At 68.6% G+C, this 10,245-nt stretch carries 9 protein-coding genes and 1 pseudogene; 4 read left to right on the top strand and 6 right to left on the bottom strand.

The annotated features are described in order from the left end of the window. Together ACFWBD_RS14510 and ACFWBD_RS14505 are read left to right on the top strand one after the other, a co-directional pair. On the top strand, positions 1 to 1,089 hold a 1,089-nt coding region (locus tag ACFWBD_RS14510), incomplete at its 5' end, for a (Fe-S)-binding protein (protein ID WP_385666836.1). A 563-nt stretch (positions 1,090 to 1,652) separates the two neighbouring features. Next, positions 1,653 to 2,486 carry a PIG-L family deacetylase gene (locus ACFWBD_RS14505; protein WP_385666835.1) on the top strand — a complete coding sequence of 278 codons (834 nt, stop codon included), beginning with the start codon at positions 1,653 to 1,655 and terminating at the stop codon, positions 2,484 to 2,486. A gap of 69 nt (positions 2,487 to 2,555) precedes the next feature. Here ACFWBD_RS14505 and ACFWBD_RS14500 read toward each other — a convergent pair whose 3' ends face one another. After that, on the bottom strand, positions 2,556 to 2,765 hold the full coding sequence (locus ACFWBD_RS14500) for a hypothetical protein (protein ID WP_385666833.1): 210 nt from the start codon (positions 2,763 to 2,765) through the stop codon (positions 2,556 to 2,558). A gap of 669 nt (positions 2,766 to 3,434) precedes the next feature. Here ACFWBD_RS14500 and ACFWBD_RS14495 point away from each other — a divergent pair. Further along, complete coding sequence (locus tag ACFWBD_RS14495) at positions 3,435 to 3,707, top strand: hypothetical protein (RefSeq protein WP_385666832.1); 273 nt, start codon at positions 3,435 to 3,437, stop codon at positions 3,705 to 3,707. A gap of 103 nt (positions 3,708 to 3,810) precedes the next feature. Here the strand turns inward: ACFWBD_RS14495 and ACFWBD_RS14490 are convergent, their stop codons facing one another. The 3 genes from ACFWBD_RS14490 to ACFWBD_RS14480 form a co-directional block, all read right to left on the bottom strand. Beyond that, the gene (locus tag ACFWBD_RS14490) at positions 3,811 to 4,800 is read right to left on the bottom strand and encodes an aldo/keto reductase (RefSeq protein WP_385666830.1); all 990 of its coding nucleotides are present in this window, start codon (positions 4,798 to 4,800) and stop codon (positions 3,811 to 3,813) included. Positions 4,801 to 5,685: 885 nt separating this feature from the next. After that, the gene (locus tag ACFWBD_RS14485; RefSeq protein ID WP_385666828.1) at positions 5,686 to 6,219 is read right to left on the bottom strand and encodes an Imm21 family immunity protein; all 534 of its coding nucleotides are present in this window, start codon (positions 6,217 to 6,219) and stop codon (positions 5,686 to 5,688) included. A 232-nt stretch (positions 6,220 to 6,451) separates the two neighbouring features. Then, entirely contained in the window at positions 6,452 to 7,540 is a 1,089-nt protein-coding gene (locus tag ACFWBD_RS14480) for a hypothetical protein (RefSeq protein ID WP_385666826.1), read from the bottom strand. 1,017 nt (positions 7,541 to 8,557) lie between these two features. Here ACFWBD_RS14480 and ACFWBD_RS14475 point away from each other — a divergent pair. Continuing rightward, the gene (locus ACFWBD_RS14475) at positions 8,558 to 8,779 is read left to right on the top strand and encodes a hypothetical protein (protein WP_385666824.1); all 222 of its coding nucleotides are present in this window, start codon (positions 8,558 to 8,560) and stop codon (positions 8,777 to 8,779) included. A gap of 320 nt (positions 8,780 to 9,099) precedes the next feature. Here the strand turns inward: ACFWBD_RS14475 and ACFWBD_RS14470 are convergent. Next, a pseudogene (locus ACFWBD_RS14470) lies at positions 9,100 to 9,653 on the bottom strand (L-threonylcarbamoyladenylate synthase). Beyond that, positions 9,650 to 10,243 (bottom strand): carbonic anhydrase, encoded by a 594-nt coding sequence (locus ACFWBD_RS14465; protein WP_385666822.1) that lies wholly within the window; start codon positions 10,241 to 10,243, stop codon positions 9,650 to 9,652. The pseudogene ACFWBD_RS14470 and the gene ACFWBD_RS14465 overlap by 4 nt, the downstream one beginning before the upstream one ends. Positions 10,244 to 10,245: the final 2 nt, after the last annotated feature.

Raw genomic sequence — 10,245 nt, 5'->3', positions numbered from 1 at the left:
CAGTGCCCCGTCGACATCGAGCACGTCGACCACATCGTCGACATGCGCCGCTACCAGGTGATGATCGAGTCCGCGTTCCCGTCCGAGGCGGGCACCATGCTCAAGAACCTGGAGAAGAAGGGCAACCCCTGGGGGCTGGCGAAGAAACAGCGCCTCGAGTGGCTCAAGGAGGTCGACTTCGAGATCCCGGTCGTCGGCCGCGACATCGCCGACCTCACCGACGTCGAATACCTGTACTGGGTCGGCTGCGCCGGCTCCCTCGAAGACCGCGCCAAGAAAACCACCAAAGCCTTCGCCGAACTCCTCCACATCGCGGGCGTCACGTTCGCGATCATGGGCGGCGACGAGAAGTGCACCGGCGACTCCGCCCGCCGCCTCGGCAACGAACCCCTCTTCCAGGAACTCGGCACGGAGAACGTCATCGCGCTGAACACCGCCTTCGGCGAGGAACTCGACGACGACGGCAACGTCACCGCGGAGTCCCGCAAGCCGAAGCCGGCCAAGAAGATCGTCGCGACCTGCCCCCACTGCCTGAACACCCTCGGCAACGAATACCCGCAACTCGGCGGCGACTACGAAGTCATCCACCACACCCAGCTGCTCCAGCACCTCATCGACGACGGCAAACTGACCCCCGTCACCCCCGTCGAGGGCCTCATCACCTACCACGACCCCTGCTACCTCGGCCGCCACAACAAAATCTACACACCCCCACGCGACATCATCGCCAACGTCCCGGGCCTGCGGAACGAAGAAATGCACCGCCACAAAGAACGCGGCTTCTGCTGCGGCGCCGGCGGCGCACGCATGTGGATGGAGGAGCGGACCGGCAAACGCATCAACAACGAGCGCGTCGACGAAGCCCTCTCCCTCAACCCCGACATCATCTCCACCGCCTGCCCCTTCTGCCTCGTCATGCTCACCGACTCCATCAACGGCAAAAAGAACAACGGCAACGCCAAAGAATCCATCCAGGTCCTCGACGTCTCCCAACTACTGCTGGAATCCGTCAAAACCCCGGCCGACAACGAGCCCCCGGCCGGCGGGACGCAGACCCACAACACACCACAACCACAACCCACCACCTAACCCACCAAACCCACCACCAGACCCACAACAACCAGCACCCCACACCACCCACCACCCACCACGATTCCTCAAGCCAGTCAACAACACCAGGAACACCCGCCCACCACCGAAGCACGACCCCGTACACCCCCCAACAGCACCCAACCGCTACAGCACAGCCACGCTGACGGTGCACATCACCGTCAGCCACTCCCTTTGCGGGGACACACGCGTCACTTGCGTATCAACGACTGGACGTTCCTCGGACCCGTGACATCAAAAGGAACGCAGAAGTCCGTCGAAAGTAGCTGCGCGACAGCGTCCGTCGAGCCTGCTGCAGCCTTCTGCACCCCATGGGGTGGTTGAGCGAGCGCGTAGAAACGCCGGCGCCTGGAAGGCCAAACGGCCGCGCCGGGAACAGCCGGTCCGGCCCGGACGGTTACATCGAGAGGGACCGGCGCGGCACGGGCGGTGCAACACGGAGACCACAAGGTCGTCCGCCCCACCAGGATCCGGCCCCCAGCATCGCGGTACGCCCGCCGCGCACTCGGACCAAGACGTATTTCTGCAGGAGGACTGTTTTCATGACTGACCGGCCCTTGACGCTCATGGCAGTACACGCCCACCCCGACGACGAGGCCACCGGAACCGGAGGGGTCCTCGCGCGGTACGCGGCGGAAGGCATCCGCACGGTTCTCGTGACGTGTACCGACGGCGGTTGCGGTGACGGACCGGGGGGCGTCAAGCCGGGCGATCCCGGGCACGATCCGGCGGCGGTAGCCTTGATGCGCCGTCAAGAACTTGAGGCGAGCTGTGACGTCCTGAAGATCAGCGACCTGGAGATGCTGGACTATGCCGACTCCGGGATGACGGGCTGGCCGAGCAACGACGCCCCCGGATCCTTCTGGCAGACCCCCGTACAGGAAGGCGCGGCCCGGCTCGCGGAACTCATGCGGCACTACCGACCCGATGTCGTCGTCACCTACGACGAGAACGGCTTCTACGGCCATCCCGACCACATCCAGGCCCACCGCATCACGATGGCGGCGCTGGAGATGACCGCGCTGACACCGAAGGTGTACTGGACCACGATGCCCCGCTCGATGATGCAGCGGTTCGGCGAGATCATGCGCGAGTTCCATGAGGACATGGCGGAGCCGGATCCTGCCGAGGCCGCCGCGATGGCCAAGATCGGCCTCCCCGACGATGAGATCACCACGTGGGTGGACACCACCGCGTTCAGCGGTCAGAAGTTCGACGCATTGGCCGCGCACGCCAGTCAGGGCGAGAACATCTTCTTCCTCAAGATGGGCAAGGAAAAGTTCGGCGAGCTGATGGGCATGGAAACCTTCGTACGTGTCCAGGACACCACCGGCGCGGCCATACCCGAGAACGATCTCTTCACCGGACTGCGCTGATCCGACCGGCCGACCGGCCGGGAAAGCGCATCGACCGGGCCGTCCTTATTGGTCCAGACCATTGGGCCACTATGCACCGAGGGCGGACCTTCCAGGAGGCATGACGCGCGCGCTGCCGCGGTCGGCGACCTGGCGGTAGAGGTTCTCGGCACCCTTCCGGTCCCCTGCCTTCTCCCACAACCGGCCCAGCCGGTAGAGAGGGTCGGGACTGCCGAGGTCGGCGGCCAGCCGGGCAAGGTTCTCTGTCTCCTTCCGGTCCCCCGCCTGCTCCCGCAGCATGGCCAGGAAGTCCGGGCGAGGCTGCTGCCGCGTTCGGCGGCCTGCCGGTCAATCCGCTGCGGGGCCCGGCGGCCACCGCCGTCCTCGTCGGCGAACTCGTCGCCGACGCCATGCGACGCGGCCTGCCGCCGCCCGGCGGCGCCGGCGTACGACCGGGAACGCCACCGTGGCGGCCACGGTCAGCACCGTGAGGACGGGCACCCACAAGGCGCCGACCGCAGAAGCGACACCAACACTGCCGAGCACGGCCAGCAGCGGGCCGGCGCAGCACACGGCGCAGGCGGCGGCCGCGCTGGCGCCGAGCATGCCCCAGGGCCGGGACGGGCGGGAAGAAGGAGTGGTCATGCGCTCGCTCCGAACAGGTCGGCCGGCATCCCGGCGGCGCTCTCGGGCGCCCGCACTGTCAGCTGGAGGGCATCGGGGTCAGGTGCAGGGTGAAGCCGAAGAAGGCGCAGCAGCCCTGCTCGGCCGCGGCGAGTGCCGCGAGCTGCCTGGCGAGCTCGGTGTCCGGCGGGAAGGACAGCCGCAGCCCATCGTCGATCCCTCGCTCTGCTCGGTGCGCTCGCCCAATTCGGCGCCGCCGAGCGTGTGCGGCGCGGTGAAGAACCGTACCGGTCAGACGATGCACTACACGATGAGCCTCGGCGCGGGCCCGCACTACTGCGACGTGTGGAACTGGGCGGCTGCACCGGGAGCGAGTTCCAGCAGTCAAGTGCAAGCAGCTGTCGTTCGGCGGACGGAACCCGGGGCGGCAACGGCACTGGCCCCGACGTCGACGCCTTCACGTTCGCCAGTCACGGCTACCACGAGCGGTTCTCGCAGGTCGGCACCTGGCACTGGCGGGCGAAGGGCGTCTGGACGAAGATCCCCAGCGGGGAGATCGCCGACTGCGGCATCGGCGACAACAGCGAGGTCTGGTGCACCATCCTCGTGCAGGCTTGAGACAACCCCGGATGGCGGCGGCACACACGTGCCCGCCGCCATCCGGCGTGATCACACGCCGGGCGTCGAGTGAGAAGACGGACCCTCGGCGTCGTGGGGAGCGCTACCGGTTGACGGAACGCATCCCTGCCTCGTCGTACCGCTGACCGGCTGCCTCGGGCAGCTCCGCGTCGATGCGGGCCAGGTCGTCCTTGGTCAGCGCGATGTCGACCGCCGCGGCGTTCTGTTCCAGGTACGTGCGGCGCTTGGTGCCCGGGATCGGCACCAGGTCCTCGCCCTGGGCCAGCACCCAGGCGATGGCCAGCTGGGCCGGGGGCACGTCCTTCTCGCCGGCGATCTCCTTCACCTTCGCCGCCAGCCGCAGGTTCGCCTCCAGGTTCGCGTCCTGGAAGCGCGGGTTCTCGCGGCGCCAGTCGTTCGCGTCCAGCTCGTCCGGCGAGGTGAACCGCCCGGCGAGGAAACCGCGCCCGAGCGGCGAGTACGGCACGAAGCCGATGCCCAGCTCACGGCATGCGGGCAGCACCTCGGCCTCCACGTCCCGCGACCACAGCGAGTACTCGCTCTGCACCGCGGTGACCGGGTGCACGGCGTTGGCGCGCCGGATGGTCTCCGCGCTCGCCTCGCTCAGGCCGATGTGCCGCACCTTGCCCTCGGCGACCAGCTCGCCCAGCGCGCCCACCGTCTCCTCGATGGGTACGTTCGGGTCGACCCGGTGCTGGTAGTACAGGTCGATGTGGTCGGTTCCCAGGCGCTCCAGAGAGCCGTGGACGGAGCTGCGGACGTGCTCGGCGGAGCCGTCCTGCGGGCCGACCGTGCTGATGTCGCCCGGTATGGCGTCGTCCATCCGGTAGTTGAACTTCGTCGCGATCACGTACTCCTCGCGATGCCCCCGGATCGCCTCGCCGACGAGCGACTCGTTGGTGAGCGGCCCGTACATCTGCGCGGTGTCGAGGAAGTTCACCCCGAGTTCGAGGGCACGCCGGATGGTCGCGATGCCCTCCTGCTGATCGGCGGATCCGTAGAAGGCGGACATGCCCATACACCCCAGGCCGATGGCCGATACCTGGAGGTCCCGCAGACTGCGCTTCTGCATGTCGTGCCCGTCCTTTCCCTGCACACTCGTTCGTCGCTTCGGAGCACACGAAGCCCGTCATCCGTCGACACCGACGAATTCCACCGCCGGCATCCCGTGAAAGGCGCCGGGCGACACCGGCTCCGTGCCGCGTCATCTTCGACGCTACGACCTGGAGCGCACTCCAGCGCAAGTCAACCGTTCGGGCGGGCCGTCTGCGGTGAGCCCGGGCGCCGGGCGCGGGCGCGGCGGGTTTCGTCCCGGGGCCGCCCAGCCCTCCGCCGGCCGCTGCGGCATGCGCATGAAGAGGGCCACGACCAGGGGTCGTGGCCCTCTCACGGGGTCCTCCAGGGGAGCGAGGCCCGTTGTTTCCCCGACTCGGCCAAGCCGACCGCCCATCCTCCGATTGCCCGACACCCGATCTGACCACGATTGGAGCCCCTCCGCCCGTGACCGATGATCCCCATTACCTTCTTGGTGGCCCCGCAATGAGGCGCCCGGCCTCCGGAGTTGGCATGACTTTCTCCCCCTGTCGAACGCATGGCCCGGGGGGTGGCGTCACCGGCTCCGGAGGCATCGACAGACCGCTGATTAGAGGCACGCACACCGGCTTGTCCGCAGGTCGGGAGGCTCTTCGTAATGTGGATGTGGCCATCGGTGCCGTGGGATGGCCAGGCGGGAAAACGACCGAGGGACGCATGTGATCGATGTCAGCGACAGCGGCGCCTTCCTTGCCCTGGACGTCGGCAAGGGCGAACACCACGCCACCGCCGTCACCCCGGCCGGGAAGGAGGCATTCGACAAACGGGTGCCCAACAGTGAACCCAAACCGGCTGATGGGTGGCTGGCCGCCGAGTACTTGCCGGCCCCATTCCCCATGTGGCCGGCTCTCCCGGCCTCGGAGTACTACGGGCCTCCGTCCTGCCCGACGGCCATCAGCCGGCGATGGGCCTGCCCTCCACCGGAGGGGAGATCCGACGTCGGGCGCCCGCGGGCAGTTTCCACGTTCACCACAGAATCGATCGACGGGTGAGGTGCCAGCACTACCCCGGCAGCATCGCCACGCTTGCGCCGCAGGCTTTCGGCGTGGTCTCCGAGCCGGCTTCGGAGTCGATCACCGACGAGCGGTGGTCGTGCACTGCGTCCGGCCCAGATCCGCCGTACCGGCTGGCTCTCAGCGTCCCACACCGGCGCCACCGACTGGCCCGAATGCACACGCAGCCCCCGGTTCCGGAACTGAATGTCCACCACCGATCCGGAGAGGGGTTCGTCCCCGAGCACCAGCGCCTCAGCTCCGTCAGGCAGTGCGAGGGCTCCAACGAAACCCATCATCTCGCAAGCCCGGTCGTAGTCGCCCTCCGTTCCCGGCCAGAGCGGCAGCGCGGTGCGTGGAACCACGATGAGCGGGCCGCCCTCCGTCTCCAGCCACGTCAAAGGCATGCCGCCTCAACCTTCAGGATCGCAGTGCCTTCGCGACAGCGTATGTGCCAGGTCGGACAGAGCTCATGCCTGTGGTGGTCGAGATGCGCGGTGACGGACCCAGGGTCGTGACCATCCCTTGCAATCGAACACTACCGTCACCCTCTGTGACCACTCCCCAAGATGCGTGCCAGAACCCAGTAGTGAAGTCAGTTGTCGTTGGGTTTGGGAGGCCCTCCGTTCCGCGGAAGGGTTATGTTGGCGAGTTCGGGAGGCGAGGGACCTCTTGGCAGAGGGCATCGGGATGCTCTTGGTGAAAGGCGCTGGTCACGCCGCAGACGGCTGTGACCTCCCATGGGCGACCAGTTGCAGTTGATGGGGAGTCAACTGACCGCGAATGGTCACTCTGCGTTAACACGCGTCCGGTGGGTGGATGGGTCCGGAGCCAGTACGAGCGGGCAGCGACAATCAGTGCGATCCCATAGACGGCGAACGCGGTCATGCCGATCCAGGCGACCAGCAGTGCATCGCTCGAGGAGTGGAAGTCGCCTCGCCGCATCGTCACCACGCCGGCCGTGGCCAGCGCCACGTAGCCAACACCGAACACCCCGTACGGAGCCAGGGTGGCGGCGCCGATCAAGGCCGGGGCCAGGGGGAGCCAGCGGGGGACGCGGCGGCCGCGCAGCCACAGCGCCCAGCGCGGGAAGACCTGGCCCCACGGACGAACCAGCCCCCACAGCAGGAAGGCGCCGAGCGCAGCCAGTAGCACGGTGCCGTCCAGGCCCCAGGACTCCAGGGTGAGCCAGATTCCTGACGCACCATTGCGCTTGGAGACGGCGAGCATCTCCTCGCCGGTCATCCCGGCGAAGGTGCCGCCGGACGCCCAGATGAGCTTCATCGCCGCGTAGGGGAGGAAAGCGGCCGTCCCGGCGCAGGCGGCGAGCTGGACCGGCCCGGAGGCGGCGGAAGGGGCCCGTACGACGGCCGCGGCGGGCGTGCGGCGGGCGGACCGGGCAGTGGCCGCGAGCAGCAGGACTCCGGCCGCCGCCAGCGCATGGTTCGCCGCGGCCACACCGCTGTCCACCCCCTGACCGAATACCAGTGTGATGACGTCCATCAGCAAGCCGAACGCGGCCATCCCGGCCAGCGCGCAGACCACCCACAGCAGCACCCGCAACGCCGACTGCAGTCCGTACCGCGCCACCGCGCCACACGCCAGGGCCGCCAGCGCCCCCCCCCCCGCCACCCCCCAGCCCAGCGCCGAGGGCCCCGGGTCGCTGCCCAGGTAGAGCAGCGGCGTCCCGCTCAGCGCGCATGCCAGGCCGAAGCCGGCGTACACCACCGCCCACACCATCGTGGCCCGGCCCACCCAGCGCGGCCACCACGTGCGCCGAGGCGCCCTCGTCGTCCCTGTCGCACCGACCATGCACTGACCATCGCATCGACCGCAGCAGCGCGACATCAACTGCTAGAACGAGCTCCATCCGCCTATCGGGTGAGCAGTTGCTACGCCTCAGGTATGTCTCACACAGCGTGATGTCACAGCTGACCGGACGTGGGAATGCGACCTGACCGCCGCTCTGACGGGCGGCTGGCTGCCCCACATTCGCAGCCACGACAATGCCGCCATTTCCCTTGACACGCATGAGCCCACTGATCGCCCAATGACTCCGGAACCGGTCGACAAACGCTGTCCAAAGAAATGAACGAAGCCACCTGGCTGATGTCGCTGAGCTTTCCCCAGTCGGTGTTCGCAGGGGCCAGCGCGGCCAGCACGAACGGTGTGGAAGCGATCAGTCCCAGCAACACGACCCCGGGCAGACTGTGCGAGGACTGTCCGTACTTTCCGTGCGTGCTACGCCCCGCCTCTTCCAGTTGTCACAGGCTCTCCCCCTGGAATCCCGACTGCCGATTTCGTTGACCAGGATGAAGCCGGCTTTGGCACCCGCCAAGGGGACTCCAGACGCGCCAGCCCCGCACGCGGCCCGCTCCTGAACACAGCCCCGGGGCGGGCCACCGCGTCGTCCGGCCCTCTCGCTTCCGCCGGCCAACGGCCGCGCGCGGCCCCGCCGACGCGAGGCCACCAGCAGGGCGCCCGATCCCCCGCAGCGCGCCACGGCCCGCCCGCTCCCTCTGAAGTGCCTGTTTCTGATCCGCGGTCTCGCTCGCAGGTGTGTCGACGTGAGACCAGCGGGCTCTGGCAGCTCGCCAGGCGATCGTTGGCCCCTGTGCAGAGCGCCTGGCGTTGGCAAACGGGTGCACCGCAGGCGGGCATCGAGGCAGTTTCACTGCGGCGGGGAATCGATGGACGGTGATGCCGGGATGAGCCCGGCACACTGCGAGAGAGAGGAACCGCACGATGGAGCAGTCTGAGCTGGAGAGCAAGATTCAGACGCTGGAGACGGGTCTGGCCGTCCAGGAGGCCGCCATGGCCGGGGCGCAGGCCACGCAGGCGGCGACGCAGGCGGGGATGACCTCGACGTTCACCGCGACGCAGGCGGGGACGTGGTCGGTGATGGCCGTCGGCAGTGTCGCGCTGGTGGTGGGGCTGTTCCTCGGCATCACCATCGCCAAGAACTGACAGCCGGCCCCGCCCTACCGGGTGCCGCCCGTCTCGCTTTGCCGCCCTTCGTCTGACCTCGTGGTCCGGCGGGGGGCGGCCCGCTGCAAGGAGGCTGTGGCCCAGCAAGGACCCCGGTCGCCTCACACAGAAACCGTTTCCCCATCGGCGTGCGGGAGCGACCATGGCGGTCTTGGGATCACCCGTTTGCGTAAAGCCGATTTCAGGCTCTTGCACAGAAGGTAGCGGCACGCGAAATGATCAGCGCCGGGGCCCTCCACCCGACCTCTCACCTCCTGCGTAGCCAAGGCCGGGGGCCGGGGGTCCGTCACGCCCGCGGTCTACGACGAGCCCGGCCTGTCCCTGCGCGGTGGCCCGCCATGAGACAGTGCGAGGGGAGGCAGGGGCCAGCAGTCGTGCCGCTGTGTATCCCCATGATCCGGGTCCGCTGGAGACCGCCAGGGGACCGGTTGGGGCGATGAGGTCGAGCGCGAGAGCGTGGTCGGGCATGCGAACGGCCACGGTTCCCCCGGTCTCGCCCACGGCTCCCCTGGTCTCGCCCAGGTCCCAGCCCAGGGACCACCGGTGACGCAAACCAGGGTCAGACCACCCGGCCGGAAAGCCTCGACGAGATCACGTGCCCCTCCGGGGAGCTCGTCCACCAGTTCCCGCAGAGCGTCGGCCGAGTCGACGAGCACCGGAGAGGGCTTGTGCCGACCGCGCCCTTTCGCGGCGAGCAGGGCGCGACGGCCCCCGGGTCGAAGGCGTCGGCTCCCAGGCCGTAGACGGTGTCCGTCGGAAGGACGACGAGCCGGCCTCGACGCACCGCCGAGACGGCTTCGCGGAGGCCGGCATCGCGGATCGTAGGCTCGGAGCAGTCGAAGTACTGCGTCATGAGCCTGCTTCGTCCCCTGCCGTGAGGGCGCCACGTGAGGTGACGAGCCGTGCGCTGCCTTCGGTGAGCTGGTATCCCAGGCCCACGACGGCCACTTCCCCTGCCTCGACCTGTTCCGAGAGCAGGCGTGAGCGGTCGAGCAGCAGGTCTACCGTGTGGCGGATGTGCTCGTCCACGTCGCTGTCGGAGGTCAGTCCGGCCGCGCGGGCGGCGAGGATGCTCGGGGTGACGCGTTCGACGACGTCGCGAACGAAGCCGCCGACGGAAAGTCCGTCCTCCACGGCCGCGCGGGCGGCCGCGACGGCGCCGCACGAGTCGTGTCCGAGGACGACGACCAGGCGGGCGCCGAGCACTTCAGTCGCGTACTCCACGCTCCCCAGCACCTCCGAGCCCAGAACGTGCCCGGCGGTACGGACGACGAAGAGGTCCCCGAGCCCCTGGTCGAAGATGATCTCGGCGGCCAGCCGCGAATCGGAACACCCCAGCACGACGGCAAAGGGGTCTTGCCCAGGAGCAAGCTCCGTACGCCGGGCGGCGTCCTGGTTGGGGTGCTCCGGTGCCCCGGCTACGAAGCGCTTGTTGCCGGACATGA

It is taken from the genome of Streptomyces sp. NPDC060002 (assembly GCF_042737245.1).
Taxonomy (GTDB): Bacteria; Actinomycetota; Actinomycetes; order Streptomycetales; family Streptomycetaceae; genus Streptomyces.
The sequence above is the reverse complement of the archived record's forward strand: the minus strand, read 5'-3'. Positions and strand labels throughout refer to the sequence as shown.

Coding starts and splice junctions, on each gene's coding strand:
- ACFWBD_RS14505 (WP_385666835.1), top strand. CDS start 1,653: ATGACTGACCGGCCCTTGACGCTCATGGCAGTACACGCCCACCCCGAC.
- ACFWBD_RS14500 (WP_385666833.1), bottom strand. CDS start 2,765: ATGCTGCGGGAGCAGGCGGGGGACCGGAAGGAGACAGAGAACCTTGCC.
- ACFWBD_RS14490 (WP_385666830.1), bottom strand. CDS start 4,800: ATGCAGAAGCGCAGTCTGCGGGACCTCCAGGTATCGGCCATCGGCCTG.
- ACFWBD_RS14485 (WP_385666828.1), bottom strand. CDS start 6,219: ATGCCTTTGACGTGGCTGGAGACGGAGGGCGGCCCGCTCATCGTGGTT.
- ACFWBD_RS14475 (WP_385666824.1), top strand. CDS start 8,558: ATGGAGCAGTCTGAGCTGGAGAGCAAGATTCAGACGCTGGAGACGGGT.
- ACFWBD_RS14465 (WP_385666822.1), bottom strand. CDS start 10,243: ATGTCCGGCAACAAGCGCTTCGTAGCCGGGGCACCGGAGCACCCCAAC.